The organism is Sandaracinobacteroides sp. (assembly GCF_057137845.1).
In genome coordinates this window covers 1-25,279 of the sequence record NZ_DBNHFX010000029.1, presented here as the reverse complement: position 1 = coordinate 25,279, position 25,279 = coordinate 1, and the positions used below count along the sequence as shown (strand labels likewise).

Sequence of the window (25,279 nt, the reverse complement as noted above, 5' to 3'; positions counted from 1 at the left end):
CGGCTGCGCATTTCGCCGGCCAGCCGGTCGTCGTCCAGATGGTCGATCCGGCCACAGCTTTCGCAGATCAGGAAAATGCAATCATGCGCGCATGCCGGATGGGTGTTGGCGACATAGGCGTTGCGGCTTTCGATCCGTTTCGCCAGCCCGTTTTCCACGAACAGATCCAGGATGCGATAGACGCTGTTGGGCGCCACCCGGCGCCCGGTCGAGGCCGACAGCCTGTCGGCGACGTCGTAGGCGGAAACCGGGCCGCCATCGCGGGCCAGCGCATCGAACAGGCTGGCGCGTAATTCCGTCCATTGTTCGCCGCGCGCTTCCAGACTGGCGCGGGCTGCATCGTGCAGCGCATTGCTGCCGACGGCCCAATGCCCCGTGCCGCCGTGCGCCGAGGCACCTCGGCCTGCGTTCATTTCTTTTCCGCTTGTTCGGCGGATGCTGTCTGTGCGGCGGTTGCGGCGCTTCGCACCATCGCCGCTGTCAACCGGTCGGCAGCGGCACAAGGCGCAGCACAAACCACCTTCAGCCGTTCAAGGTTTTCCTCTGCCCGGCCCTTGGCGCCGCGTTCCAGAAGCGCCATCCCCTGCAATTCCAGCGCAGCGATATTGTTGGGATCAAGCTGCAACGCTTCGCGGTAATAGCGCACGGCCTTGCCGGGTAGCCCGTCGATTTGCGAAGCCCGCCCGAGGCCCATATAGGCCATGCGATTGCGAGGGTCGGCCGCGAGTGCTGCTTCGTAATTGTCGATTGCGGCAGCGGTTTTGCCGCTGGTCAGCGCATCGTCGCCAGCCTTCAGCATGGCAAGCGATTGCGCCGAAAGCTGGTCGTCGGCGAGGCCGCGCGCAGGCGCACCCGCTGGCGCCGATGCGCGCTGGCGGGCAGCAGTCGCGGGCGCCGCGGCCAGCGTCAGCCCGGCACCCAACATCGCCACGGCGACCATGTGTCGGCCGAACATTGCTGCATGCATGCTTGTTCCTATCCCTCTCTTGCGCATGGCGCGCCCAGCCTTCTCTCGCGCATGGCGCGCACGGCGCAAGCCTAGCAGTTTGCAACGAGCCGCGCGACGAAAAAGCCATCGCACCCATCCGCCAGCGGCGACATTGCCTGCATGGCATCCGCTTGCAATCCGCAGGCAGCTGCTGCCTTGCGTGCCTGTTCCTCACCCTCGGACGGCAATACCGAACAAACGGCATAGACCAGCCGCCCGCCGGGCTTCACCAGCGATGCGCCAAGGGCGATGAGCCGCGCCTGAACGGCATGCAGGCGGGCAAGGCCGGCAGGTGTCAGCCTCCAGCGCAGTTCCGGATTGCGCCGCCATGTGCCGGTGCCCGAACACGGCGCATCGACCAGCACCAGATCGGCCTTGTGCTGCAAGTCGGCAAGCGCGGCCTGTTCCTGGCCGGGGTTCAGCAGCCGCGATTCGACGAAGCCGCCAAGCCCCGCCCGCCCTAGGCGGGGCGCCATAGCGTGCAGCCTTCGGCGATCGGTGTCGGTTGCGATCAGCCGGCCTTCGCCGCGCATCGCTGCGGCCAGCGCCAGTGTCTTGCCGCCCGCACCGGCGCAGAGGTCGATCACGGTTTCGCCGGGGCTGGCGTCTGCCAGAGCGACGACCCTCTGGCTTCCGGCGTCCTGCACTTCGATCGCGCCGGTGTGCATGAGCGGGTGGCTATCCAGCGGGATCGGCGCAGGCAGGCGCAAGGCGTGCGGCAGGCCGGGGATCGGCGCAGCGCCAAGATCGGCCGCAACCTGCGCCGGATCGGCGCGCATCGGGTTCACCCGAATGTCGAGCGGCGCCCGTGCGCTGAGGGCCGCAAGCTCTGGCAAGAGGGCATCGCCAAAGCGTCCTCGCAGTTCTGATTGCAGCCATTGCGGATAGAGCGAGGCCGTTGCCCGATGTTCCCCGGCCGCTGGCGGGGCTGGGGCGTGCGGGCTGCCATCGAACAGCGCAAGCAGGTCGGGCTGCGCTTCCTCGGCCATGCCAAGCATCAGCGCCCGCCCGGACGGCGGCAGTTCGGCCGAATGGCGGATGGCGTCGAACAGCATTTCCCGGATGCGGGCGCGATCCTTCGAACCCGCATATCGGCGGCTGGCGAAGTAGCGCTGCGCCAGCGTATCGGCTGCTGCGCCGCCTTCACGGGCGGCGTCGATCACCGCGTCGAGGATCTCGATCGCGGCTTGCACACGGGCTGGATCACGCATCAGCGCGTCGGGTAGTTCGGCGCTTCCCGCGTGATCGTCACGTCGTGGACATGGCTTTCCCGCAGGCCCGCGTTGGTGATCTGCACGAACTGTGCGCGCTGCCGAAGATCAGCCAGTGTGGCCGCCCCGGTGTAGCCCATCGCGGCCTTCAGGCCGCCGACCAGCTGGTGCAGCACGTCGCGGGCGGCGCCCTTGAAGGGCACCTGCCCCTCGATGCCTTCCGGCACCAGCTTCAACTGGTCCTTGATGTCCTGCTGGAAGTAGCGGTCGGCGCTGCCGCGCGCCATGGCGCCGACCGATCCCATGCCGCGATAGCTTTTGTAGGCGCGCCCCTGATAGAGGAAGGTTTCGCCCGGCGCTTCGTCGGTGCCGGCCAGCAACGAGCCGATCATGACTGCGCCAGCACCTGCCGCCATCGCCTTGGCGATGTCTCCGGAAGTGCGAAGGCCGCCATCGGCGATCACCGGCACGCCATGTTTTTCGGCGGCCGCCGCCGTATCGAGGATCGCGGTAAGCTGCGGCACGCCGACACCGGCGACCACGCGCGTGGTGCAGATGCTGCCCGGCCCGATCCCGACCTTGATGCCGTCGGCGCCGGCGTCGATCAGCGCAAGTGCTGCGTCGGCGGTGGCGACGTTTCCGGCGATGATCTGTGCCTTGGGCGCGCGCTGCTTCAACTTGCGGACTGCTTCGCCCACCTGCCTCGAATGGCCATGGGCTGTATCGACCACGATCAGGTCGCACTCGGCGTCGATCAGTGCGCATGAACGTTCATAGCCCGCATCGCCAACCGTCGTCGCGGCGGCGACGCGCAGCCTGCCCGCAGAATCCTTGGTGGCGTCGGGGTAGGTGACGGCGCGTTCCATGTCCTTCACCGTGACGAGGCCGACGCAACGATCCTGCGCATCGACGACGACCAGCTTTTCGATCCGGCGCTGGTGCAGCAGGCGGCGCGCTTCTTCCTGTGTGACACCGGCTTTCACCGTCGCCAGATTCTGGCTGGTCATCAGTTCGGCGACGGGTTGCAGCCGGTTTTCGGCAAACCGGACATCGCGGTTCGTCAGGATGCCGATCAGCCGCCCCGGCTGGCCCGGTTCCGACGGTTCGACGACGGGGATGCCGGAAATATGATGGCGTGCCATCAGTTCCAGCGCTTCGCCAAGCGTCTGTTCGGCGGTCATGGTGATGGGATTGACCACCATCCCTGCCTCGAAGCGCTTCACCTGCCGCACGGCCTCGACCTGCTCGGCGACCGACAGATTGCGGTGCAGCACGCCGATCCCGCCGGCTTGCGCCATCACGATCGCCATGTTCGCTTCTGTGACGGTATCCATCGCCGAGGACAGGACAGGGATCGCAAGGCGGATGTCGCGGGTGATCCTGGTCGAGGTGTCGGCCTGCGACGGCAGCACCGCCGATTCCTGCGGAACCAGCAGCACGTCATCAAAGGTTAGGCCGATGCGGATGTTCATGTTGGTCGTACTTCCCGTTGCTGTAATGCAAGAGGGCGGACCAGCGGCCCGCCCCCATCTTCCGGCCAGAGGCTCAGCTTTGGTTGCCGAGCCAGACCAGATAATATTTCGCGAGCTGGTTTCGAGGGGCCTTGGTGACCGCGTTCAGCGCAGCTTGCGCGCCCGCCTTGTCGCCGGTCTTGCCGAGCGCGAAGCCGAGGCGCGTGTTGACGATGTCGGCGTCGACACCGCCTTTCGACAGGGCCAGCTTGTACAGCGTGGCGGCCTTCGCATAATCGCCATAGCCGAGATAGGCGTCAGCCGTGCCCATGGCGGCCTTGCCGGTCTTGGCGGCGGCGGCTTCCTTTTCCAGCCCCGGCAGCGATGCCTTGTCGGCCGAAACCTTGGGGCTGACGCTGGCCAGCAGTTCCTTCACGAACGGCTTCGTCGATTGCAGCGCGCCCTTGGCAACACCTTCGTCCAGCACGGCCTTCGCTTCGCCCGGATAGCCGCGCAGCGTAGCTGTTTCGGCATATTCGGCGAAATCACGCTCGCCGGTGAGGGCCGAGTTGGCGCGCATCAAGCGCAGGATGTCGAGGTTGCCCTGATCGTCGAACTTGGCGCCGTCGCGATAGATGACCATCACGTCGCGCCAGTTGGTGGCGGTGGGGTAGGCCTTCAGCAGCGCTTCGCTGGTCGAGACGATTTCGGCCGGGAGTTTCTTGTCGTAGGCGATCGCCAGCGCGCGGCGATACCAGGTTTCATCGGCCTTGGCGCCCGCCGCCTGCTTGGCCGCGATCGCCTGATTCATCGTCGCGATCGCCTTCTGATCCTGTCCCTGCCGGCGCTGCATTTCCGCGACTTCGACCATCAGGTCCGGGTCGTTCGGGTTGGCGGCCAGCACCTGCTCGAACTCGGAAAGGGCCTTCGCATAGTCGTTGCGCTGCAACGCGAACGCGCCAAGGTTGCGGCGGAACTTCACCGCATCTTCCGGAGCGACCCGGCCGGTTGCCAGCGCGCCTTCCAGCGCCTTCTCGATCTGGGCGTTGTCCTTCACGGCGATGGCCGAATTCAGGCGCATCATCGCGATCATGTAGATGTCGTCGCTGTTCTTTTCGGGCAGGGCATCGGCCTGCGCCAGCACTGCAAGCGCGCCTGCTGCATCGCCCGCCTGCTGCTTTTTCTGCGCATCAGCGAGCAGCGGCTGCACCGCCTTGGAGAATTTGAAGCTGGGCGCCTTTTCGCCCTTTTTCTGCGCCTGCGCAGCTTGCGGTGCGGCGGCTGCGATCAGCGCAGCGAACGCCACTGCCGACGCGCGCCCAAGAATCTTCGTCATGCCCACTCTCCATCATGGCCCGCAACGGGGCAGGAAACGCCGAACGCCCGGCGCCGTCATCGGGGTGCGCCGGTTACGCATTGCTGAATGCGCTTCGCATTGCGAGGGCCAAATCGTCAAGCGCCGACAGCCGAAGAACCTTGCCATCGCCCGCGAAAGCGACCGCCCTGCCGCATGGGCGAAAGGGTTCAGCCCGCCATCATGGGCAATTCGACGCACTCGGCCAGCGCGTGATCCGCCAGATAATCCCGGCAGCGCACGGCGAGCGTGGGATCGTGCAGATCTGCCCAGCCATGCAGCGCCTCCAGCGCGCCCATCAGCCGGTCGCGGTAGGCAAACCAGCCTTCTTCGGGCGCCCTTACAAGCGCCGATTCGATTTCGTCCTTTACCGGGCCTGCCGTTGGTGCCGCCTCGCCAAGCAGCGCCACAAGGCGCGCGCAAAGGGCAGGTGCCTTGTCGAGCATGCGGTCCTGCATGGTGGCAACCGCCAGCATCAGCATGGCGATGACGCCCGCCGACTTGCCGGCGTAACCGTCGCCGAGTTCCGGCGCGACCATGGCAAACTGCCCCATCGCCAGCCCTTCGAGGATCTGCCGCGTGTCGAGGCTCATGCGGCCAGCTCCTTCAGCATGGTGGCAACCTGTGCGTTGTGGATACGATAGGGAAGCACGGCTGCAAACGTCATCACCGGGTCGGCGGTGTGGCCCTTTGCCACCTCGTGGGCGCTGCTGATCCAGATCGCCAGACCCTCGACACCAGCGAACAACTGCCACCAGCGGAACATGCCGGCGTCGAACCGGCGGCCCGAACTTTCTTCCCAGCAGCGGATCGCCTCGGCGCGGGGCAGAGTGGCTGCGGCCCTTGCGCTGTCGCCGTGGCTCCATAGCGGGTCGAGCGCCCACGCAAGGTCTTCGTAGGGGTCGCCGATATGGGCCATTTCCCAGTCGAGAATGGCCAGCAGCCGATTACTGCCATCGACGAGGAAATTCCCGGACCGGAAATCGCCGTGCACGATTGCCGGAGGCCCGGATGGCGGCGGCATATGCGCTTCGAGCCAGCGGATGGCGGCAGCGGCGATCGGCTCGGGGCGCAGCCGGTGCGAGGCGATCTCGGCCTTCCAGTGCGCAAGCCTTGCGGCTGCATCCTGCACTGGCAGCACCGACAGGTCGCGCTGGTCGGGCGTCAGTGCGTGCAACCGCCCGAGCGCTGAAAACAGTGCGTGACCGGTTGCATCGGCCGCCGGGCCATAGGGGGCGGTTTCGAACAGTCCCGCCGCGCGTCCGCCGGGCATCTCGTGCATGATGAAGCCGGGTGCGCCAAGCCGCGTTCCCGCTTCGTCGAGGAGCAGCGGTTCCGGCACCGGAAGCCCGGCCGCATGCGCGCGTTGCAGCACATGATATTCAACCAGTCGCGACGTGGTGATGAGACTTGCCGGAGGGTCACGACGGACCACCAGCCCTTCTGTCCGGCCGTCGAACGTGGCCTGAAAGCGATAGGTTTCGCGCGCGGCCCCGCCATGAAAGCGGGAAAGCCCCGTGACCTTGGCGTCGTGGCCCAGATGCGCCGAAAGCGCCGCTTCCAGAAGGGCAACCAGCGGGGATTGTGCCTCAGGCAAGGTCGAACAGGCCCCGAAAGCCGGAAGGCGAGTGCGGGCCGAGGAACAGTTGTTCGAGAACGCCCCTGCCGTGGTGGATTTCGCCGCCGGGCAGCCGCAGTTCCGCCTGCACCAGCGCCTGCACATGGGCGTTGCCGATTTCGCCTGCATCGGCTGTGGAGGTATCGAAATGCTCGGTCTGGATATCCAGCGGGCCGCGCCAGTTGCCGTGGGCGAAGCGCGGGTGGCCATAGCCGATGCCGTGCATCTGGAAATCGGTGTCGGGCACCAGCCGCACTTCGACAGGGCCTTGCGGCAGTTGCCCGCGCAGCATGGCTTCGGACACGCGGCGGCTGCCCCGGCGATAGATGAAACTGAACGCAGGGGCGCCCAGCCGGATTTCGCTGCCGGACGCCAGATCGACCAGCACCGCCGAGCGGTTCCAGGGCGAGCCGTCGGCATGGTCGTTGGTGTGAAAGAACAGCGCATGCCGTGGAAAGTTCAGCGGCGCCCAGACCCAGAAGAACTGCGGCGCGGCCGGTGGCGCGACGCCCTGCGGATCGGCAGCGCCCACCGGGCGGACGCCCCAGCTCCGGTCGCGCGTCCCGTGCCATCCGCTGATGGTGTGGCGCTTGCCTTTTGCCGTTACACTGCCGGAAACCGCCATGTTCTGCGTCATGCGGGTCACGTCCATGATGGTGCGCGGGCCTTGCCGCCATGTGAAGCGCGGCTCCTCGATCGCGGCGTGCCGGGCGTCGAACAGCAGGTCGGCGGCAAGCCCGTCGGTTTCGCCAAGCGAAAGGCGCAGGCGCTTCAGCGGTTCCACTACCTCGACCGTGACCGGGCCGACCGATGTGTCCATCCGCTCCATGTCGAGCAGGCGCGAGGCGAAGACCGAATGCTGGCGGCCGCCTTCCATCCAGGCGAACGCCGCGTCCATCACGTTCAGGTGCGGATAGACCCCAAGCGCACCGGCAAGGAACTGCCGCCCGTCCGGGGACTGGGCGTTGAAGAAGTAGCGATCATAGAAGTTGCGGTCGGTGCCGGCTGTCGCGATCGGCTCGGGCCGCTGGTGGATCGGATAGTCGTCGGCCTTGGTCAGCAATCCCCCGCTCCCGCTGCATCTCGTTCGATTGCAAACGGTGGTCCGGCCCTGCAGCGATGGCAACCCTCATGATTTCGCTGGTCCGGTTTTAGCTGGTCTGGCCATAAGACTGGCAGACAATGGCTGGTGGCGCTAAAGGCGCGGCCATGTCGTCCAACAATCATGATGCGCGCCGCCAGCGATCGGCAGCCCGGCTGGCTGCGGTGCAGGCGCTTTACCAGCAGTCGGTTTCGGGCACCGCCACGCCGCGTCTGCTGCACGAATTCCACCTCCACCGGCTGGGCGCCGAAGTCGACCCCGAGGAAGGCGGCGACCGGCTGGCCGACGCCGACCGGATATTTTTCGATGATCTGGTGTCTGGCAGCCTTGCCCGCGTCGCTGAACTCGACGAGGCGATCACCGGTTTTCTGGGCACCGGCTGGACGCTCGACCGGCTGGATCGGCTGATGCTGCAGATACTGCGCTGCGGGGCGTATGAACTGGTCGCCCGCCCGGATGTCCCGCGCGCTGCGGTGGTTTCGGAATATGTCGATGTGGCGCGCGCCTTCTATGAAGCGCGCGAGGCTGGGTTCGTGAACGCGCTGCTCGACCGGCTGGGCAAGAGTGTCCGCGCCGACTGAGGGGGGCGGCCTCGAGGCCGGCCTGCTGGAAGCCCTGAGAGGGATCGCCACCAGCACGGCGGCGCGTGGCCTTGCCGACGATTGCGCCATTCTCGACTGGCCACTGGGGCTGCAACTGGTCGCCACCCACGACATGCTGGCCGAAGGCGTGCATTTCACGCCGGACTGCCCACCGGCGGACATCGGCTGGAAACTGGCGGCGGTGAACCTTTCCGACCTTGCGGCGTCGGGCGCGCGGCCCGCCGGCGTGCTGATGGGGGCGGGGATCGGCGACGACCGTGGTTCGGGATGGGCAACCGAACTGGTGCGGGGGATGGCGCAATTGCTGGCGCTGCATCAGGTTCCGCTGCTGGGCGGGGATACCATCCGCAGCGGCGAGCGGTCGGTCCTGTCGCTCACGGCCCTGGGGTCGGTGCCGCCCGGCGAGGCGCTGGAACGTGGCAAGGCCAAAGCCGACGACGATTTGTGGCTGAGCGGCGACATCGGCGCTGCCGGTCTTGGCCTGAAAGTCGCGCTTGGCGAACGGGTGGGGGATGCCGATGCTGCGCTTCTCAGGCGCTATCGGCGGCCGCAGCCGCGCCTCGCGCTGGGGGTGGCGCTGCGCAGGATCGCCCACGCTGCGATCGACGTATCGGACGGTCTGCTGATCGATGCCGGGCGGCTGGCCGAGGCGTCCGGTTTGCGGGCGGAGATCGATTCGGCGGCGATCCCGCTTTGCGATGCCGCCCGCCAGAGTGGCGTTGCTGTGCTGGCGCTTGCGGCGATGGGCGATGACTATGAGTTGCTGTTCGCCGCCAGCCCCGGCCAGCGCGAGGCAGTGACGGCAGCAGCGGCCGCAGCCCGCACGCCGGTTTCGCGCATCGGTTCGCTGCGGCAAGGCCGGGGATTGTTCGTCGACGAAAGGGCGCCGGGCGCAACCGGATATCGCCATCGCTGAACGGTGTCGAACGCGCGACGGGTTGCGTGTTGCGCCGCAGTTTGCCAATAGCCCCGCCAAATCCGTTCGGCCGTCCGGCCGGGCGGGCAGATGCGTCCGCCCCTCGTCATCGGGGGCGCCCGTTCATAAGGGGTAGGGGAAGCACATGAATTTCGTCATCATCGCCATTCTGTGCGGCATTGCGGCCGTGCTGTATGGCCTGCTCACCACGCGCTCGGTACTGGCGGCCCCCGCCGGCAACGCGCGCATGCAGGAAATCGCCGCAGCGATTCAGGAAGGCGCCGGCGCCTATCTGAAGAAGCAGTATGGCGCGATCGCCATCGTCGGCGTTGTCGCTCTTGCGCTGGTATTCTTCTTTTTCGGCACCTTCCCGGCGATCGGCTTTCTGATCGGAGCGGTGCTGTCGGGCGTGACCGGCTTCATCGGCATGAACATTTCGGTGCGGGCGAACGTGCGCACCGCCGAAGCCGCCCGGCATGGCCTGCAGGCAGGCCTGACGCTGGCGTTCCGCGCCGGCGCCATCACCGGCCTGCTGGTTGCCGGCCTCGCGCTGCTGGCGATCGCGGGCTATTATCATTTGCTGGTCGATCATCTGGGCTATGCGTCGGATGATCGCGTCGTGATCGACAGCCTCGTCAGCCTTGCGCTGGGTGCATCGCTGATCTCGATCTTTGCGCGCCTTGGCGGCGGCATCTTCACCAAGGCCGCAGACGTCGGCGCCGACCACGTCGGCAAGGTGGAAGCCGGAATCCCCGAGGATGACCCCCGCAACCCGGCCGTCATCGCCGACAACGTGGGCGACAACGTGGGCGACTGCGCGGGCATGGCCGCCGACCTGTTCGAAACCTATGTCGTGACCGTCGGCGCCACCATGGTGCTGACAGCGCTGCTGGTGGGTGGCGAGCATCTCGCCAACCTGATGGTGCTGCCGCTGCTGGCGGGCGGGGTCTGCATCCTCACCTCGATCCTCGGTACCTATTTCGTGAAGCTCGGTTCTTCGAAGAACATCATGGGCGCACTCTACAAGGGCTTCATCGTTTCGGCGCTGGCGTCGATCCCGGCGCTGTTCTTCGCCACCCGGCTGGTGTTCCCCGACATGTCGGTCGTTGTCGGCGGGCAGGCGGCAGACGGCAGCGGCGGCTTCACCGCGATGGACCTGTTCCTGTCGATGCTGGTCGGCCTTGCCGTCACCGGCCTGATGGTATGGATCACGGAATATTATACGGGCACCAACTATCGCCCGGTCCGTTCGATCGCCAAGGCGTCCGAAACCGGCCACGGCACCAACATCATCCAGGGCCTTGCCGTCAGCCTTGAAGCTACGGCGCTGCCGACTCTGGTGATCTGCGCCGGCATGATCACCGCCTACCAGTTCGCGGGCGTCATCGGGATCGGCTTCGCCGCGACCGCGATGCTGGCGCTGGCCGGGATGGTGGTTGCGCTGGATGCTTATGGCCCCGTCACCGACAACGCTGGTGGCATCGCCGAAATGGCAGGCCTCGAGGGTGAAGTGCGCGAACGCACCGATGCGCTCGATGCCGTCGGCAACACCACCAAGGCCGTTACCAAGGGCTATGCCATCGGTTCGGCCGGCCTTGCGGCGCTGGTGCTGTTCAACGCCTACACGGCCGACCTCGCGAAGTTCTTCACCGGACTTACCGTCGACTTCTCGCTGTCGAACCCCTACGTCATCGTCGGGCTGCTGATCGGGGCGCTGCTGCCCTATATCTTCGGTGCCATGGGCATGACGGCGGTCGGCCGCGCGGCGGGCGCGGTGGTCGAGGAAGTGCGCAGCCAGTTCCGCAACAACCCCGGCATCATGGAAGGCACGTCGCGCCCCGATTATGCGCGCACGGTCGGCCTCGTCACACAGGCGGCGATCCGTGAAATGATCATTCCGTCGCTGCTGCCGGTGCTGGTGCCGATCCTGATCTACTTCGTGATCACTGCGGTTGCAGGGCAGGCGAACGGCTTTGCGGCGCTTGGCGCGCTGCTGCTGGGCGTCATCGTTTCGGGCATCTTCGTCGCCATCTCGATGACGAGCGGCGGCGGCGCCTGGGACAATGCCAAGAAGTATATCGAAGACGGCCACCACGGCGGCAAAGGCTCGGAAGCCCACAAGGCGGCCGTGACCGGCGACACCGTCGGTGACCCGTACAAGGACACTGCCGGCCCGGCCGTGAACCCGATGATCAAGATTTCGAACATCGTGGCTCTGCTGCTGCTGGCGGCGCTGGCCCACTAAGGCACTGCCGGCCCGGTCAGGAAACTGATCGGGCCGGTTGACGGTCAGAGACCAGATGAAAGGGGCCGGGAATTGCTTCCCGGCCCCTTTTCATTGCCCCTTTTCATTGCATCGGCTGGCGTGGTGCGGCGACTTACTGCGGGCCTGCGCCGCCTGCGCCCATGGTGCCCACCGCACCCAGATTTCCGAACAGATCGTCCAGCAGCGATTCTTCGCGGCCAAGCGTCGGTGTCTTGTCGTGCGCGGGGGAAATGTTGGCGACCTTTTCCAGCCCGCGCCGGTCGACCGACGAGACATTGCCCGCCTTGTCGAAGTGCACGATCAGGATGCGCTGGTCCTTTGGCCGGGGGCGGGCGAAGGCGATCTGCTTGGTGTTGCGCGACACATAGAACCAGACATCGTCGCTCCACTCGGATTTCAGGGTGGGGCGGCCCAGCGCCTTCTCGACCGATTGCCGGTTGTCGACGCCCGGCTGCACGGACTGCACCAGTTCCTCGTCGGCGATATAGCCCTGGTTGTTCATCATCAGCTTCGACGTGCTGCACCCCGAAACGGTGGCAAGCAGCAGTGGCAGCAGGATCAGGCGGCGCGTGTGCGGCATCGGGGCATTGGCTCCGGTTGATGTGGCGGCGCCCGCTTGCGCTTGCGCCGTTCTCGCGGCCATATGCGGCCGCGCACGCGCGCTTGCAAGCAAATGCCGTGCAGACGCGGTTGCGGGAAGGGCGGTGAATTGGTCCTGAACCATGGCGCAGCAAGCAAGTGGATAGCCCGATGACGTTTCTTTCCCGCCTGTTCCGGCCCCTGATGCAGCCAGCGGCGCCGCCGCTCGATCCGCTGTGGCGGTGGATCACCACGACTGCGCGACTCCCGGAATGGTATCTGGCGCATGGTGTCGCCGACACCGTCGATGGCCGATTCGACATGGTCGCGCTGGTGACGTCGCTGGTGATGCTCGAACTTGAGGCACGCGATATGCGCCGCGAAACCTCGCTGCTGACGGAACGCTTTGTCGACGACATGGATGGTTCGCTGCGCGACATCGGCATCGGCGACATGGTGATCGGCAAGCATATGGGCCGGGTGATCGGGGCGCTGGGTGGCAGGCTGGGCGCATATCGGAGCGCGCTGGCGGATGGCGGCGATAACGCCCCGCTGGCCGAGGCGCTGGCACGCAATGTGTATCGTGGCGCTCCGGCCGAAGGGCAGGCGGAAAAACTGGCGTTGGCGGTGCGCGCGCTTGCGCAGCGGGTCGCCGCCACCCCCGCCCCTGCGCTGCTTGCGGGAGAGATCGGATGACCACAGCCGAATTTTCCATGATCGTGCCGTTGGCGCGCATTTCGGCCCAGCCGCAGCCGTTCCATCTGGAGGCAGGTGCCGCCGCCCGCGATGCGCTTGCCCGGCGCTTTGGCCTGCTGTCGCTGGATGGTCTCACCGCCACGCTCGAGGTGTCGCGCAAGGGGGCTGTCGTGCTGGTTACCGGGCGGTTCGCGGCCGAGGCAGTACAGGCGTGCATCGTATCCGGGGAACCGGTGCCGGCCCGGCTTGCCGCACCGATCGACCTGCGCTTTCAGCGCGAGGAAATCGCCCCCGGCCAGGAACTGGAGCTGCACGCCGACGAGCTGGACATGTTGCCGCTGGATGGCGACAGCGTCGACCTTGGGGAAGCGGTCGCGCAGTCGCTCGGGCTGGCGCTCGACCCTTACCCCCGCGCGCCCGACGCCACGCTGGAAGCCAGCCGGCGCCATCTCTCGACAGAGGAAGAAGCCGAGGCCGCAGAAGCCAGCGCCAAGGCTGCGGCAAGCCCGTTTGCAAAGCTTCGCCGGCCATGAGCGGGATGCACGGGCCGATCCCGGTGCGGACGACGATCTTCGAGTTCATGTCGGCCCGTTCGGCACAGACCGGTGCAATCAATCTGGGGCAGGGCTTTCCCGATGCCGCCGGACCGCCTTCGGTGCGGCAGGCGGCAGCGCGGGCGATCCTGAATGGCCCGCACCATTACCCGCGGATGCGCGGCACCGATGCGCTGCGCGCTGCGCTCGCCGACCATTACGCCGCCACGCAGGGCCTGCACTATGATGCCGGGCAGGGCATCGTCGTCACCAGCGGTGCGACCGAGGCGCTGGCGTCGGCCATCCTGGCGCTGCTGGGTCCGGGCGACGAAGCGATCCTGATCGAACCCGCCTACGACGCCTATGCGCCGCTGGTGCGCCGGGCAGGAGCGACGCCACGGTTCGTGCGGCTTTCGCCGCCCGACTGGCGGCTGACGGCCGATGCGCTGCGGGCCGCCATCACCCCTGCGACCCGCGCCATTCTGGTGAATGATCCGGCGAACCCTACCGGCCGGATGCTGGATGCCGAAGAACGCGCAGCGATCCGCAGTGTCGTGCTTGCGCACGACCTGCTGATCATCGCCGACGAGGTATGGGAGGAAGTCCGCCCGGCGGCGCGCGCGCATGTTTCACTGGCCAGCGATCCGGACCTGTTCGCGCGGGTGGTGAAGATCGGCTCGGCGGGCAAGATCTTCCAGTTGACCGGCTGGAAGATCGGCTGGACACTGTCCGCACCAGAGCTTGCCGCGCGCATCGCAGCGACGCACCAGTTCCTTACGTTTACTTCGTCACCCGCGTTGCAGCAGGCCGTGGCCGAGGGGTTGGCCACAGAACGCGACTGGCTGGTCACCATGCGGCACGAGGTGGCGCAGGGGCGCGCGCTGCTGGCCGATGGCTTGCGCGCGGCGGGCTATGCTGTCCTTCCCTCTGAGGCGACCTGGTTTCTTTCGATTGACCTGGCCGTTTCCGGGATCGACATGACCGACGTCGCCTTCTGCACCGCGATCGTCGATTCGCATGGTGTTGCAGCGATTCCGGTCAGCGCCTTTTTCGAATCGGAAAATGCCCCTTCGAACGTAGTGCGTTTCTGCCACGCCAAATCCTCTGCAACGATCACCGCCGCACTGGATCGGCTGGCCACGGCGCGAAGGCATCTGGCCTGAAGCGGCTGCCGCCGGGGCTAGAAGTCGGTGCAGATCCCGTTCTTTTCCCAGTCGCCATAGCGGGTGGGTTCCGGCCCGTCGCGGCCACCCACTTCCCGTGGCGACTGCGCAGGTGCGGGTTTGCTGCCTTGCGGTTTCTGTTTTTGTACGTCGGGCCGGGGTTTTGACATCGCCGGGGCTTAGGCCCGAACGCAGCCGAGGGCAATGTGCCGCGCCCGTACGACGAGGGCAGTTGATTTTCGCGTGCGCACGAACGATCAGCGGCCCATGAAGCGGCCCATGAACAGATCGGCAGCGCAGAATGGCGCTGAAATTCCGGGCCTCGCGCCGCGTCGTGCGGCGTTGCACCTGCTGCATGCCGTAACGGTGCTCGGCCGCCCGCTCGACCAGCAGCTCGATCATCATCTTGCCGGGCTGTCGGCAAGCGACCGGGCTCTGGCACGCGCGCTTGCCAGCGGGGCGTTGCGCAATCTGGTGGGGCTGGACCGGCTGATCGATTCCGCCTGCCAGCGCCCGCTTCCCGAGGATGCGCGCGCCCGGCAGGTGCTGCGCGTTGCGCTGGCGGGACGGCTGTTGCTGGATACGCCGCCCCATGCCGCGATCGCAACCGCGCTGCCGTTTCTGGAAGGCGGCCCGCGAAGACTGGTGCACGGCGTGCTTTCAACGCTGTTCCGCCAAGGCGCGAAACTTGGCCCTGCCGAACTGCCGCCTGCCTGGGCCGAACGCTGGAGCCGCGCCTGGGGCGCCGACGAGGCAGCGGCTGCCGCCAGCCTGCTGGGCGAAATCCCGCCCACCGACCTGACGCTGAAGGATCCCGCCCGCACCGCCGAATGGGCCGAACGCCTTGGCGGCGTCAGCCTGATGCCGGGGCATGTAAGGCTGGCGGGCTCGCGCGGGATCGAGGCGACGGATGGCTTCCATGAAGGTGCGTGGTGGGTGCAGGACATCGCAGCCAGCCTTCCGGCGCGCCTGCTGGGCGATGTGGAGGGCCTTGCGGTGCTGGATCTTTGCGCGGCCCCCGGCGGCAAGACCATGCAACTGGCTGCGGCTGGCGCAAACGTTACCGCGCTGGACCTGTCGGCAGCCCGGCTGAAACGGCTGCACACCAACCTCGAGCGGACCGGCCTTGCAGCAACCGTCGTGCAGGGGGATGCGCTGAAATGGACGCCCGACAGGCAGTTCGATTGCATATTGCTTGATGCGCCATGCTCGGCGACGGGCACGTTCCGGCGCCACCCCGACCTGTTGCAGATCAAGGCAGACCCCGACCTCTCGCGGCTGGTGGCGTTGCAGACGGCGCTGCTGGCGCGCGCGGCCGGCTGGCTGAAATCGGGCGGACTGCTGGTTTACGCGGTCTGTTCACTGGAGCCGGAGGAAGGCGAGAATATCATCGTACCGCCGACGCTGGAGGCGGACCCTATCAACCCGCTGGGCCTTGCCGAAGGCCTGTCGCCGCAAGAGAATCGTCTACGCACACTCCCGTCCCTCTGGCGAGGGGCGGGAGGAGCGGACGGCTTCTTCATGGCGCGCTATCGCGCCGGTTGAGGTGCTGCCCAGTCAGCGGCAGCGCGTTACCCTGTCAGCGGCAGCGTGCGTTGCCCTTGGCGATTTCCTTGCCGAGGATCGCCCCCAGCGTGCCGCCGATGACGCCGCCGACCACGCGGTTGCGCTCTCCGGCGATGGCGGAGCCTACGGTGCCGCCGGCCAGTGCGCCGACGATCACGCCCGTGGTGCCATCAGGGCGGCGGCAATACATCTGGCCGTTCGGGCCCCAGCGATAGGGCTGTTCATAGCCCGCGCCGCGCCAGACCGGTCCGCTGCTGTAAACCGGGGCGGAGTTCCAGCCATTGCCCTGATAATAGCCGTTGGGGGCATAGTAGCCGCTGGCATAGCCGTTGCTGCGGGCGGCATCGCGGTAGCCGCGCCGGTAGGCAGCACGGTCGTCGCGATTGTCGTTGCGCACACCAGCGCGATAGCCGCGCTGATAGGCGGCGCGATCGTCGCGGTTGTCGTGGCGCACGCCATCGCGATAGCCGTTCCGATAGGCCGACCGCTCGTCGCGGTCGTCGTGGTGCCAGTCTCCGGCGATGGTTGGGGCTGCGATGGACATTGCTGCGATCGCGGCGCCGATGATCCTGATTTGCGTAGTCATAGGGTGTTCCCTTTTCCCCGAGTGCAGGGCCATCATCCTGCGGCGCCACTTGCGCCAGCCTGAAGGCATCGTTCATCAGTCAGAAAGGCTTTGCAAGCTTTGCGGAAGGGATGTCGATGCGGCGCAGACAAGTGTTTCTTCTGTCGGGTGCGGTGCTGTTGCTGGGCGCGGTTCTGGGTGTGCGCGCGGCCTCGCCTGCGGTGGGCGCTGGCGATGTCCATGCGATAGAGATCCGGGCGCAGCAGCTACCGCTGAACCCTTCTGACCGAGGACAGGACAGGGTGGGGCGCCTGCAGTTTCTGGGCGCGCTCGTCCTCGAATCATCCGACAAGCGGTTTGGCGGCATTTCGGGGATCCTGTGGGACCGGCAATGCAGCCGCCTGCTGGGTATATCCGACGCGGGTTCGTGGATCGTGCTGCAACCGGTCGAGGAGGGGGACCGCCTCGTCGATATGAAGACCGGCTGGATCGCCCCGATTCTGGATGTGGAGGGCCATGAACCAGCCAGCAAAAGCGATGCCGACGCCGAGGAACTGGCGCAGACGGCCGATGGCGATGTGCTTGTTTTCTATGAACAGCGCCACCGTGCCGCGCGGTTTCAGGGCATTTCCGCCTGTGCGCCGGAAACGCTTGGCCGCAAGCCCGTTGCCGAGCTGATGTTTCCACAGACGGCGGGTTGGCCATCGAACGGCGGCATGGAAGCCGCGACCGCGCGCGGGCAGTCGCTCCTGATTCTCTCCGAATCGGTGCCAGCGAAAGATGGCGGCCGCCAGGGCTTCGAGGTGCGGCAGGGGGAACCCGCGATTCCGTTCACATGGGTGCCGCCCGCTGACCACGAGCCAACCGCGATGGATCTGTTCTCCGACAGCCATGGGCGAGATCATGTGCTGGTGCTGCACCGGCGGTTTTCGCCGTTCACCGGCGTCTCGGCCGTCATCGCCGGGGCCGAAGTTGGAAAGCCCCCGGCGGCACGGATCGAGGGGCGCGCCATCGCACGGCTGGCGCCGCCGCTGACGGTCGACAATATGGAAGGGCTGGCGGTGCGTCAGGAAGCCGGCGGGTTGTTCGTGTACCTGGTGTCAGACAATAATTTCAACGGACTGCAACGAACCATCCTGATGAAGTTCCGCCTGATTCCAGACAGTTGACGGCGTATGCACGATTTTGCCGGGCAGTGCTGGTTGCACTACCCGGCAAATATGTCCGGCAGGAATGCTGCGCCCCGGGGTACGGCGCCGTTCAGGCGGCGGCGGGCGCCAGCTTCTTGGCCACGTCGCGCTTCAGGCGGCGGGCACGCAGGCTGAGGTCCGTATCGCTGGTCTTCAGCAGCCAGTTGTCGAGGCCGCCGACATGCTCGACCGAGCGGATGCCGTGCGTCGACACGCGCAGGCGGATCGAACGACCCAGCGCTTCCGACATCAGCGTCACCGGCTGCAGGTTCGGCAGATAGGTACGCTTGGTCTTGTTGTTGGCGTGGCTGACATTGTGGCCGATCTGGCGGCCCTTGCCCGTAAGCTCGCAAACGCGCGACATGTGCGGTGTTCCTTAGGATTCGGTCTGTTGGTTCAAGCGGAGGCGGGCTGCAAAGCCGGCCGAAATCGAGCGCGGGCCATAGCCTTGGGCAGGGCCGACGTCAAGTTGGTGCGGCCTTCGGGCTTGCGTTAACCATTCTGCATGCAATCGAGCAACGTGGCTGGACCAGCGCTCGAAGCCGTGCCAAGAGCAGGCTCGTGCCAATCTTCGCCATTCACTGCATCGACAAGCCCTTGCAGCAGGAACTGCGCGCCGCAACGCGGCCCGCGCATCTCGCCTATCTGGAAGCCGTGGAGGCGCAGATCCTCGTCGCCGGCCCCATGCTCGATGATGAAGGCAGCGCCATCGGCTCGATGCTGCTGATGGACTTTCCCGACAAACGCTCGGCGATGGATTTCGCTGCGGCCGACCCTTATTCCAAGGCCGGCCTGTTCGCGAGTGTTGCCGTGACCGCCTGGCGGCAGGTGTTCCCGAAAGCCTGACGCGCCTTATTCGACTGCCGCGTAAATCATCGAACGCAGTTGCCGCCGCACCGGCCAAGTCGACGACGGGATGAGCTGCGTCAGGAACAGCACCGTAAGTTCCTCGGCAGGATCGACCCAGAAGAAGGTCGAGGCCGCGCCACCCCAGAAATAATCGCCGTTGTTGCCGGCGATCATCGTCTTTTCAACGGCGGTCGTCGTCGCGAAACCAAGCCCGAAGCCGACGCCATCATAGGCGGCTTCGGAAAAGGCCGAGCGCGAAAGCTGCGGCAGATCCTTGCCGCCCGGCAGATGGTTCGCGGTCATCAGTTCCAGCGTCTTGCGGCCGACGAGAACAGGGCTTGCGGTCCGCAGCGCCTCGGCGAAGTTCAGATAGTCGTCGGCGGTCGAGACCAGCCCGCCGCCGCCTGAGATGAAGGAAGGCGGCTTCAGGAATGCCGAGGTTTCCGCCTGATCCTGCACTTCGATGCCGCGCCTGGCCGTCGGCTGATAGCAGGTGGCAAGGCGGTGCGCCTGCCCGTCGCGGACATGGAATCCGGTATCCTGCATACCCAGCGGCTTCAGGATTCGCCGTTCGACGAATTGTTCGAACGGTTCGCCGGCGATCACCTGCACCAGCCAGCCCAGCACATCGGTCGCGACGGAATAGTTCCACCAGTCGCCGGGGGAAAATTCGAGCGGAAGTTCCGCGAGCAGGTCGATCATCCGCTCGAGCGTCATGTCTCCCTTTTCGATTTCGCCAATGCCGAGGTGGCGATAGGCTGCATCGACGTTGGTGTTCAACTGGAAGCCATAGGTAAGCCCGGCCGTGTGGCGCAACAGGTCGATCACCTGCATCGGCCGTTTGGGAGCGCTGGTTTTCCAGCCGATCCTGACCGTGCCGCCATCGAACACGCGCAGGTTCTTCCACGACGGGATATAGCGGTGGACCGGGTCGTCGATCTGTAGCTTCCCTTCCTCGACCAGCATCATCAGCGCGATCGAGGTGATGGGCTTCGTCATGGAATAGATGCGGAAGATCGTGTCGTCGGCAAGCGGGCGGCCAAGCGCGATGTCGGCATGGCCCTGCACGCTGGAATGGATGGTTTCCCCGCGATGCAGAACACGAACCAGCGCACCCGGCAGGCGGCCGGTATCGAGATATCCCTGCTTCAGAAATGCATCGATCCGGCCAAGGCGTTCGCGGTTCAGCGGCATCACTTTCCCCTTTGCAACATATGGTTCCATGGCGTAGCAGCGCAGGCGCGTTGCGCAAGAACTTCTGCGCGCAGCACAGGGGTGGTTAGCTCAGCGGTAGAGCATCTCGTTTACACCGAGAGGGTCGGGGGTTCGAAACCCTCACCACCCACCATTTCCGCAGCCAACACGGGTTGGCTGGCAGGTGCCCGGCATTCAGAATGCACCGAATGCGCCGCAGGTCAGCCTTGTCGAGCGGGGCGCGCCGGTGATGCGCAGGCCATGGCAAAGCACCGGTTCCGCAAGCTTCAGCCAATATGTTTCGTCCGGCCCGGTACCGCTGGTGGCAACGGGATAGTCCGGCAGCGCGCCGATGTCGCGCCAGTGGGTCCTTGCTTCCGGGTTGAGGGTCGGGACCATCACCGGATCGATTGAGATCGCCAGTTGCGGCGTGGTCTTGAACCATTGCCCGGCATCAATCGTGCCGTGGCGGAAGAAGAACCGATGCAGCGTCAGCGGGCGATCGAAGGCAAGAATGAACCACGCGCTGCCATCCGGGGGGTGAAGCCCCAGAAACGGCCCGACATCCAGCCCGCTGGTATCGATGGTGGCGGTGGTGTCGGTGCGGTTGTCGGTGACATATTCGCCGACGAAATCCGAGCCGATGTCGGTCGTTCCCAGGATGCCGGCCGGGATGTGCGCGTGCGAGGAAAAGACCCGCGCCCATAGCGTGGGTGGCGCGGCGGCCGGCCGATCGCCGCCGGTCCGGAACAGCATGTTATGGCGGCGGGCCTGCGAAAACGGCACAAGGCGGATCGTCTGGTCGGCGCCACCATTGTGCCCGCCTGCCGGAAGCGTGAAATACTGCCCATCGCCCCCGGTATCGGGCAGCGCGCACAACCGGGCGGCGGTTTCCGGCGAAAGCGGGATGTCGTCGATGCGGGCCAGATCCGGGTTGGCGGCGGTGTCCGCCGTCAGCAACTGCGGGCCGAGGCGCAGCAGCGCGCGGTTCGGATAGGTGGGGGCAAGCGGCAGGATTTCGGGCTTGCACTGCATGTCGATCGTAAGGCGGGTCTTTTCCGCCCATGTCCGACGGATATTGAGCCACGTTCCGGCCGCGCCGGTAAACTGCTGGCCGTCGATGCTTATGGTGCAGCCTGTCGCCCAGTCGGGCACGCGCAGCCGCACGGTGAAATCGGCCGGGGCTTGCGGTTCGACGATCAGTTCGGCCCCGAGGCTGGCTGGAAAATCGCTTTCCAGCCGGAAGCGGACGCTGGTTCCGGCCGTTTCCCATGTGAAGGCGCTTTCGGCGATCAGGTTCAGCGTGATCTGGCCTTCAGATTCCGCCCAAACCTGATCCGGAAGCGCCGCAAGCGCGCGTGGCCCACTTGAGACGCAGCATAGCTGGGCGTGGCTGTATTCCTTCGTGCCGCAGAGCGCGGTGTAATAGCAGATATCGCCGTTCAGGCCGTCCTGTGCGGCCAGCAGGTGGTTGAAGATCGTGCGTTCGCACTCGGCGCCGAAGCGGGCTTCGCCCAGCAGGTGGAACAGCCGCGTGGTCAGTTGCAGCCACGTCACCGTCACGCAGGTTTCGGCAAGGTTCGACGACGGCAGGGCAAGCCTGCGGTCGCCGTGCTGAAGATACTCCATCGCGCTGAGGCTGCCGGTGGCGTAGGCTTGGGTTGCGCGCAGATCCTCCCATGCACGCAGCACTGCATCCAGCAGCGTCTGGCGGCCGGTCAGGCGATACAGGTCGGTCAGGCCGTTCAGGTTGGACAGGAACTCATAGGCCTTGCCGTTGGGCAGGCCGTCGATGCCCCGGCTGCCGAGGGCGGAGAGGATGTGCGCTCCGTTGTCGTGCTCCCAGCTCTGGGTGATTTCGTCGGCGAACGACAGGAACGCCTGTGCGCCGGTCATCCGGTAAAGTTCGCACAGCGGTTCCAGTATGCTGGTTGCGGCCATGCCATAGAACCAGCCGGCCTGGTTGATGTCGCGCTGGCGATCCGGGCCGGAAAAGGCGCTGACGATCAGTTCGCCGATACGGCGGCAGGCGGCAAGCACGCGGACATCGCCGGAAACGCGGTAATGGTGCAACAGCCCGACGAGGACATATTTGTGAACCCAGATGTCCCAGCCGAGCCAATGGTCCCCGTCGACATAGGTTCCGAGATAGCCGTCGTCGTCTTGCGCGGCCAACAGCGCCTCGGCGACGCGACCGGCTTTTGCCGCAAGCGCCGGGTTGTCGGCGGATTCGAGGCTGCGGCAGGCGGCGGTCAGGAACTTGCCCGCGTGCTCTCCGGCCCAGGCGTTGGCAAAGTCGCTGGCGCTGGTCCGCTCGTGGAAGCGGTGCAGCAGCTTGTCCTCGTCGACGGCGAGCAGCCGATGTTCGACGTTGGTTTCCATGCGGGCGCCCAGCAGGCCGCCGATGTGCAGCGCAGTGGCGGGAAGGGCGGAAATCCGGTTCGGTACCGCCCATTCGACGACGGGTCTGCCGCGCTGCATGTGGCCCGGTTTGCTGATACCCTGATTACTGTTCATCACTGCCCTTCCCATGCGGCACGCTGCAGCAGGGTTTCGACTTCGGCGTGCGTCGGGGCCGAGGCCTGCGCCCCGTGACGCGTGACCGAAAGCGCTGCTGCTGCAACCGCAAAGCGGGCGGCGACTGCCATCGGCTGCCGTTGCGCCAGGGCAACCGCAAGGCCGGCGTTGAACGTGTCGCCGGCGCCCGTTGTGTCGACGGCATGAACGGCAGGTGCTGCAAGCCACTGTGCACCGTCGCCGTCGAGGAGGAGGCAGCCCTGTGCCCCCAGTTTCACGATCACCACCTTCGGCCCGCTGGCGCGTAGCTGCCGGGCTGCATCGACGACTGCCGCGCGATCAGGCAGCGGGCGGGCGGCAATGGTTTCCAGTTCGGTCAGGTTCGGGGTGATGATGTCGGCAAGCGCCAGCAGTTCCTGTGGCAGCCCGGCGGCTGGCGCGGGGTCGAGGATGACCTGCGCCCCGCCTGCGCGCGCCAGAGATGCGGCGCGGATCACGGTGGGCATCGGCGTTTCCAGTTGCAGCAGCACCAGCCCGCCGCGCCCCAGCAGGGTGGCGTCGTGGCTCAGTTCGTCGGCCGTGAAATGGCCATTGGCGCCGGGGATGACGACGATTCGGTTGCTGCCGTCCCCCTCGACCAGCACCAGCGCCTGCCCTGACATCGGCCCCGCCGTGCGGATGGCCGACACATCGCACCCCGCGCTGGCAAGGGCTGCACGCGCCAGTGGGCCGTAATCATCCTCTCCGACGCGGGCGATCATGGCGACGTTGCCGCCAAGCCGTGCTGCCGCGAACGCCTGATTGGCGCCTTTGCCGCCGTGCCCGAAGGCCAGCGCAGTTCCGGTGATGGTTTCGCCGCGTTCCGGCGCTGCCCGGCATTGCACGACGATATCGCGGTTGATGCTGCCGACGACGGTGATCGGAACAGCCTGCATCATTCGGCCGGGCTTGCGGCGCGTTCGGCCAGTTCCTGCCGGATGCGGGCGTGAAAATCCGTGGTGATCGGATATTTCCAGATCAAGAGCCATGTGCCGACGACACCGGCAATCGGGATCAGGCACATGATCGCCCTGAGGTCGGCCAGGATCGCCGCCGACTGCACCGCGCCGGCCTTGAACCCGACGAGGGTGAGCAACTGGCCGAGGACCACGGCGTTGATGGCAATCGCAACCTTCTGCCCGAACGCGGCAAAGCCGAAGATGCGGGCCTCGGAACGCTCGCCGATGATCCACTGGTTATATTCGACGGTATCCGGAAGCATGGCCCAGAACATCACCATGCCGGCGCTGGCGCCGATGGCGCCTACCGTCACCACGATGGCAAGCGTCAGGTGATCGTGCGGGTTCAGCATGAAGAACGCCAGCAGGCTTGCCAGTTGCAGCACCGAACCAAGAATCCATGCGTCGCGCTTTGAGCGGCGCTTCGATACCCAGTTCCAGAATGGCGCCGCCACGATCAGCACGATGGCGGGCAGCGGCAGCAGCCACTTCATCACTGCCTGATCGGCAAGATCATATTTGATCCAGTACAGCATGACCTTGCTGTTCATGGTGATCGAGATGCTGGTCAGCACCAGGATCGCAAACAGCCGTGCCAGCGGGCCATTGTGCCTGAGCGTCGACCAGAAGCCGATCAGATCGGCCAGAAACGCCTTGAAGATCGGCGGTCTGGGTGCCGCGTCCGCCAATGACGCTTCTTCGGGGGGTTCATAGGTTGAAAAGAACGAAATCAGGAGGATGACCGTTGCCGCCGCCCCCAGCAGGCAGGCCGCCACGAAATAGGCGCGCTGTTCATCGCCGACCAGTTCGACGAGGCGGGGGATCAGGAACGCAACCACCAGCGCGCCGGTTGCCGCGAACATCATGCGCAGCGTGGCGACGGTGCCGCGTTCTGCGGAATCGTGGGTCATTCGTGCGCTGAGCGCGCTGTAGGGGATGCCGACCGCCGTCAGCGTGGTGCGGAACAGCACATGGGTGAGGGTGGCATAAAGGACCAGCGCGATACCGGCGAGCGGGGGCGTCCAGAACATGATGGCGAAGGTGATCGCGCATGGCACGCTTCCGAACAGCATCCACGGCCGGAAGCGGCCGAAGCGGGTGCGTGTGCGGTCGGCGATGGCGCCCATGATCGGGTCGGTGATGGCATCCCAGACCGAGGCTACCGCAAACGCGAAGCCTGCCCACATCGGGGATAATCCCATGACATCGGTATAGAAAAAATAGGCGAAGATGCCGATTCCACCCCAATAGAGGTTGAAACCGGCGTCTCCTGCTGTCCAGCCGATGCGCCGCGCCCAGGGTATGGGCGCGGCTTTATCCGGACTTTCCAATTACCGCCCGCCGAACTTGACCTCGAGGGCGACACCCAGCAGCCGCTGGGCATCGGGGCTTGGGAACTGGACGCTGATGCCCGGCGCGTTCAGCACCGGCTGCCCGAACACCATGTTGGCGAAGTTCTGGTTCAGGATGTTGCGGGCAAAGAACGAAAGCCGCCACAGGCCGTCGTCAGGGCCGACGCTGACATTGGCGTTCAGCAGACCATAGGAGTCCTGCACTGTCAGCGGGTTGCCGGCGGCATCGAACCTGACCTTGCTGCGCCAGAACCAGTTCAGCGAGCCGTCGATGCGGTAGTCGTTGATGTGGTGCTGGTAGCTTGCCGTCACGCTGTAGGTGAATTTCGGCGAATTGGTCAGCGGGTTGCCGTCACCATAGGTCACCGCCTGTGCCGGGGTGATCTGGATGCACTGGCGCGGCGAAGTCCGCTGTGTGCCAAGCGGCAGCACCGGCTGGCCAGCGTAACAACCGATGTTCTTGAAGTCGAGGTAGGTGCCATCGACATAGGCAAGCGAGCCGTTGAACGTCAGCCCCTGCGCTGGCTGGACCACGAAATCCGCTTCGACACCGCGTGTCCGCAGCTTGC

General features: G+C 66.1%; 26 protein-coding genes and 1 tRNA gene. 10 read left to right on the top strand and 17 right to left on the bottom strand.

All coding sequences use genetic code 11. The features are described from left to right. The 8 genes from AC16JP_RS01340 to AC16JP_RS01305 all read right to left on the bottom strand — a co-directional run. The coding region (locus tag AC16JP_RS01340; RefSeq protein ID WP_484338803.1) for a Fur family transcriptional regulator at positions 1 to 413 on the bottom strand (413 nt) is incomplete at its 3' end. After that, entirely contained in the window at positions 410 to 967 is a 558-nt protein-coding gene (locus AC16JP_RS01335) for a tetratricopeptide repeat protein (protein WP_484338802.1), read from the bottom strand. The genes AC16JP_RS01335 and AC16JP_RS01340, both read right to left, overlap by 4 nt. Before the next feature lie 71 nt (positions 968 to 1,038). Beyond that, complete coding sequence (locus AC16JP_RS01330; protein WP_484338801.1) at positions 1,039 to 2,199, bottom strand: RsmB/NOP family class I SAM-dependent RNA methyltransferase; 1,161 nt, start codon at positions 2,197 to 2,199, stop codon at positions 1,039 to 1,041. Then, complete coding sequence (gene guaB / locus AC16JP_RS01325; protein WP_484338800.1) at positions 2,199 to 3,671, bottom strand: IMP dehydrogenase; 1,473 nt, start codon at positions 3,669 to 3,671, stop codon at positions 2,199 to 2,201. The genes AC16JP_RS01330 and guaB overlap by 1 nt, the downstream gene beginning before the upstream one ends. 73 nt (positions 3,672 to 3,744) lie before the next feature. After that, on the bottom strand, positions 3,745 to 4,986 hold the full coding sequence (locus AC16JP_RS01320; RefSeq protein ID WP_484338799.1) for a tetratricopeptide repeat protein: 1,242 nt from the start codon (positions 4,984 to 4,986) through the stop codon (positions 3,745 to 3,747). A gap of 188 nt (positions 4,987 to 5,174) precedes the next feature. Continuing rightward, positions 5,175 to 5,597, bottom strand: a complete 423-nt coding sequence (locus tag AC16JP_RS01315) for a hypothetical protein (protein WP_484338798.1) — start codon at positions 5,595 to 5,597, stop codon at positions 5,175 to 5,177. Continuing rightward, positions 5,594 to 6,601, bottom strand: a complete 1,008-nt coding sequence (locus tag AC16JP_RS01310) for a phosphotransferase family protein (RefSeq protein WP_484338797.1) — start codon at positions 6,599 to 6,601, stop codon at positions 5,594 to 5,596. The genes AC16JP_RS01315 and AC16JP_RS01310 overlap by 4 nt, the downstream gene beginning before the upstream one ends. Beyond that, positions 6,594 to 7,685, bottom strand: coding sequence for an Rv3169 family protein (locus AC16JP_RS01305; protein ID WP_484338796.1), 1,092 nt, complete (start codon positions 7,683 to 7,685; stop codon positions 6,594 to 6,596). The genes AC16JP_RS01310 and AC16JP_RS01305 overlap by 8 nt, the downstream gene beginning before the upstream one ends. A 146-nt stretch (positions 7,686 to 7,831) precedes the next feature. On the opposite strand from AC16JP_RS01305, the gene nusB reads away from it, so the two are divergent. From nusB to AC16JP_RS01290, 3 genes are all read left to right on the top strand, one after another. After that, positions 7,832 to 8,305 (top strand): transcription antitermination factor NusB, encoded by a 474-nt coding sequence (gene nusB, locus AC16JP_RS01300; protein ID WP_484338795.1) that lies wholly within the window; start codon positions 7,832 to 7,834, stop codon positions 8,303 to 8,305. Beyond that, complete coding sequence (gene thiL / locus AC16JP_RS01295) at positions 8,289 to 9,242, top strand: thiamine-phosphate kinase (protein WP_484338794.1); 954 nt, start codon at positions 8,289 to 8,291, stop codon at positions 9,240 to 9,242. The genes nusB and thiL overlap by 17 nt, the downstream gene beginning before the upstream one ends. A gap of 145 nt (positions 9,243 to 9,387) precedes the next feature. Further along, complete coding sequence (locus AC16JP_RS01290) at positions 9,388 to 11,487, top strand: sodium-translocating pyrophosphatase (protein WP_484338793.1); 2,100 nt, start codon at positions 9,388 to 9,390, stop codon at positions 11,485 to 11,487. 133 nt (positions 11,488 to 11,620) lie between these two features. Here AC16JP_RS01290 and AC16JP_RS01285 read toward each other — a convergent pair whose 3' ends face one another. Further along, positions 11,621 to 12,088, bottom strand: a complete 468-nt coding sequence (locus AC16JP_RS01285) for an outer membrane protein assembly factor BamE (protein WP_484338792.1) — start codon at positions 12,086 to 12,088, stop codon at positions 11,621 to 11,623. A 170-nt stretch (positions 12,089 to 12,258) separates the two neighbouring features. On the opposite strand from AC16JP_RS01285, the gene AC16JP_RS01280 reads away from it, so the two are divergent. From AC16JP_RS01280 to AC16JP_RS01270, 3 genes are read left to right on the top strand one after another with little or no spacing between them, the layout of a single operon-like run. Then, complete coding sequence (locus AC16JP_RS01280) at positions 12,259 to 12,783, top strand: ubiquinol-cytochrome C chaperone family protein (protein ID WP_484338791.1); 525 nt, start codon at positions 12,259 to 12,261, stop codon at positions 12,781 to 12,783. Continuing rightward, positions 12,780 to 13,316: a YceD family protein gene (locus AC16JP_RS01275; protein WP_484338790.1), complete on the top strand. Its 537-nt coding sequence runs from the start codon at positions 12,780 to 12,782 to the stop codon at positions 13,314 to 13,316. Before AC16JP_RS01280 ends, AC16JP_RS01275 begins: the two co-directional genes overlap by 4 nt. After that, positions 13,313 to 14,479, top strand: coding sequence for an aminotransferase class I/II-fold pyridoxal phosphate-dependent enzyme (locus AC16JP_RS01270; protein WP_484338789.1), 1,167 nt, complete (start codon positions 13,313 to 13,315; stop codon positions 14,477 to 14,479). The genes AC16JP_RS01275 and AC16JP_RS01270 overlap by 4 nt, the downstream gene beginning before the upstream one ends. A 17-nt stretch (positions 14,480 to 14,496) precedes the next feature. Here AC16JP_RS01270 and AC16JP_RS01265 read toward each other — a convergent pair whose 3' ends face one another. Next, entirely contained in the window at positions 14,497 to 14,649 is a 153-nt protein-coding gene (locus tag AC16JP_RS01265; RefSeq protein WP_484338788.1) for a DUF1674 domain-containing protein, read from the bottom strand. A gap of 109 nt (positions 14,650 to 14,758) precedes the next feature. On the opposite strand from AC16JP_RS01265, the gene AC16JP_RS01260 reads away from it, so the two are divergent. Then, positions 14,759 to 16,024 carry an RsmB/NOP family class I SAM-dependent RNA methyltransferase gene (locus AC16JP_RS01260; protein ID WP_484338787.1) on the top strand — a complete coding sequence of 422 codons (1,266 nt, stop codon included), beginning with the start codon at positions 14,759 to 14,761 and terminating at the stop codon, positions 16,022 to 16,024. Between the two features lie 34 nt (positions 16,025 to 16,058). Here the strand turns inward: AC16JP_RS01260 and AC16JP_RS01255 are convergent, their stop codons facing one another. Next, positions 16,059 to 16,631, bottom strand: a complete 573-nt coding sequence (locus AC16JP_RS01255; RefSeq protein ID WP_484338786.1) for a glycine zipper 2TM domain-containing protein — start codon at positions 16,629 to 16,631, stop codon at positions 16,059 to 16,061. Positions 16,632 to 16,747: 116 nt separating this feature from the next. On the opposite strand from AC16JP_RS01255, the gene AC16JP_RS01250 reads away from it, so the two are divergent. Beyond that, positions 16,748 to 17,779, top strand: coding sequence for an esterase-like activity of phytase family protein (locus AC16JP_RS01250; protein ID WP_484338785.1), 1,032 nt, complete (start codon positions 16,748 to 16,750; stop codon positions 17,777 to 17,779). Positions 17,780 to 17,870: 91 nt separating this feature from the next. On the opposite strand, the gene rpmB is transcribed toward AC16JP_RS01250, so the two are convergent. Then, entirely contained in the window at positions 17,871 to 18,164 is a 294-nt protein-coding gene (gene rpmB / locus AC16JP_RS01245; RefSeq protein WP_484338784.1) for a 50S ribosomal protein L28, read from the bottom strand. A gap of 197 nt (positions 18,165 to 18,361) precedes the next feature. Here rpmB and AC16JP_RS01240 point away from each other — a divergent pair, with 197 nt between their 5' ends. After that, a complete protein-coding gene (locus tag AC16JP_RS01240) occupies positions 18,362 to 18,646 on the top strand; it encodes a YciI family protein (RefSeq protein WP_484338783.1) in 285 nt (94 codons plus the stop codon). Positions 18,647 to 18,652: 6 nt separating this feature from the next. Here AC16JP_RS01240 and AC16JP_RS01235 read toward each other — a convergent pair whose 3' ends face one another. Beyond that, complete coding sequence (locus AC16JP_RS01235; protein ID WP_484338782.1) at positions 18,653 to 19,843, bottom strand: serine hydrolase domain-containing protein; 1,191 nt, start codon at positions 19,841 to 19,843, stop codon at positions 18,653 to 18,655. Positions 19,844 to 19,922: 79 nt separating this feature from the next. On the opposite strand from AC16JP_RS01235, the gene AC16JP_RS01230 reads away from it, so the two are divergent. Then, positions 19,923 to 19,997, top strand: a tRNA-Val gene (locus AC16JP_RS01230). Between the two features lie 41 nt (positions 19,998 to 20,038). On the opposite strand, the gene AC16JP_RS01225 is transcribed toward AC16JP_RS01230, so the two are convergent. From AC16JP_RS01225 to AC16JP_RS01210, 4 genes are all read right to left on the bottom strand, one after another. Then, on the bottom strand, positions 20,039 to 22,324 hold the full coding sequence (locus AC16JP_RS01225; RefSeq protein WP_484338781.1) for a beta-L-arabinofuranosidase domain-containing protein: 2,286 nt from the start codon (positions 22,322 to 22,324) through the stop codon (positions 20,039 to 20,041). Positions 22,325 to 22,359: 35 nt separating this feature from the next. Further along, a complete protein-coding gene (gene rbsK / locus AC16JP_RS01220) occupies positions 22,360 to 23,298 on the bottom strand; it encodes a ribokinase (protein WP_484338780.1) in 939 nt (312 codons plus the stop codon). Beyond that, positions 23,295 to 24,689: an MFS transporter gene (locus AC16JP_RS01215; RefSeq protein WP_484338779.1), complete on the bottom strand. Its 1,395-nt coding sequence runs from the start codon at positions 24,687 to 24,689 to the stop codon at positions 23,295 to 23,297. The genes rbsK and AC16JP_RS01215 overlap by 4 nt, the downstream gene beginning before the upstream one ends. Beyond that, positions 24,690 to 25,279: TonB-dependent receptor domain-containing protein (locus AC16JP_RS01210; RefSeq protein ID WP_484338778.1), on the bottom strand; the 590-nt coding region annotated here is incomplete at its 5' end.

Excerpts from the sequence above, each read along its gene's own strand:
- AC16JP_RS01320 (WP_484338799.1), bottom strand. The coding sequence starts at position 4,986 with ATGACGAAGATTCTTGGGCGCGCGTCGGCAGTGGCGTTCGCTGCGCTG.
- AC16JP_RS01285 (WP_484338792.1), bottom strand. The coding sequence starts at position 12,088 with ATGCCGCACACGCGCCGCCTGATCCTGCTGCCACTGCTGCTTGCCACC.
- nusB (WP_484338795.1), top strand. The coding sequence starts at position 7,832 with ATGTCGTCCAACAATCATGATGCGCGCCGCCAGCGATCGGCAGCCCGG.
- AC16JP_RS01335 (WP_484338802.1), bottom strand. The coding sequence starts at position 967 with ATGCATGCAGCAATGTTCGGCCGACACATGGTCGCCGTGGCGATGTTG.
- AC16JP_RS01255 (WP_484338786.1), bottom strand. The coding sequence starts at position 16,631 with ATGACTACGCAAATCAGGATCATCGGCGCCGCGATCGCAGCAATGTCC.
- rbsK (WP_484338780.1), bottom strand. The coding sequence starts at position 23,298 with ATGATGCAGGCTGTTCCGATCACCGTCGTCGGCAGCATCAACCGCGAT.
- AC16JP_RS01270 (WP_484338789.1), top strand. The coding sequence starts at position 13,313 with ATGAGCGGGATGCACGGGCCGATCCCGGTGCGGACGACGATCTTCGAG.
- guaB (WP_484338800.1), bottom strand. The coding sequence starts at position 3,671 with ATGAACATCCGCATCGGCCTAACCTTTGATGACGTGCTGCTGGTTCCG.
- AC16JP_RS01275 (WP_484338790.1), top strand. The coding sequence starts at position 12,780 with ATGACCACAGCCGAATTTTCCATGATCGTGCCGTTGGCGCGCATTTCG.
- AC16JP_RS01225 (WP_484338781.1), bottom strand. The coding sequence starts at position 22,324 with ATGCAGCGCGGCAGACCCGTCGTCGAATGGGCGGTACCGAACCGGATT.
- AC16JP_RS01250 (WP_484338785.1), top strand. The coding sequence starts at position 16,748 with ATGCGGCGCAGACAAGTGTTTCTTCTGTCGGGTGCGGTGCTGTTGCTG.
- AC16JP_RS01290 (WP_484338793.1), top strand. The coding sequence starts at position 9,388 with ATGAATTTCGTCATCATCGCCATTCTGTGCGGCATTGCGGCCGTGCTG.
- rpmB (WP_484338784.1), bottom strand. The coding sequence starts at position 18,164 with ATGTCGCGCGTTTGCGAGCTTACGGGCAAGGGCCGCCAGATCGGCCAC.
- AC16JP_RS01265 (WP_484338788.1), bottom strand. The coding sequence starts at position 14,649 with ATGTCAAAACCCCGGCCCGACGTACAAAAACAGAAACCGCAAGGCAGC.
- AC16JP_RS01235 (WP_484338782.1), bottom strand. The coding sequence starts at position 19,843 with ATGCCGCTGAACCGCGAACGCCTTGGCCGGATCGATGCATTTCTGAAG.
- AC16JP_RS01280 (WP_484338791.1), top strand. The coding sequence starts at position 12,259 with ATGACGTTTCTTTCCCGCCTGTTCCGGCCCCTGATGCAGCCAGCGGCG.
- AC16JP_RS01315 (WP_484338798.1), bottom strand. The coding sequence starts at position 5,597 with ATGAGCCTCGACACGCGGCAGATCCTCGAAGGGCTGGCGATGGGGCAG.
- AC16JP_RS01330 (WP_484338801.1), bottom strand. The coding sequence starts at position 2,199 with ATGCGTGATCCAGCCCGTGTGCAAGCCGCGATCGAGATCCTCGACGCG.
- AC16JP_RS01260 (WP_484338787.1), top strand. The coding sequence starts at position 14,759 with ATGAACAGATCGGCAGCGCAGAATGGCGCTGAAATTCCGGGCCTCGCG.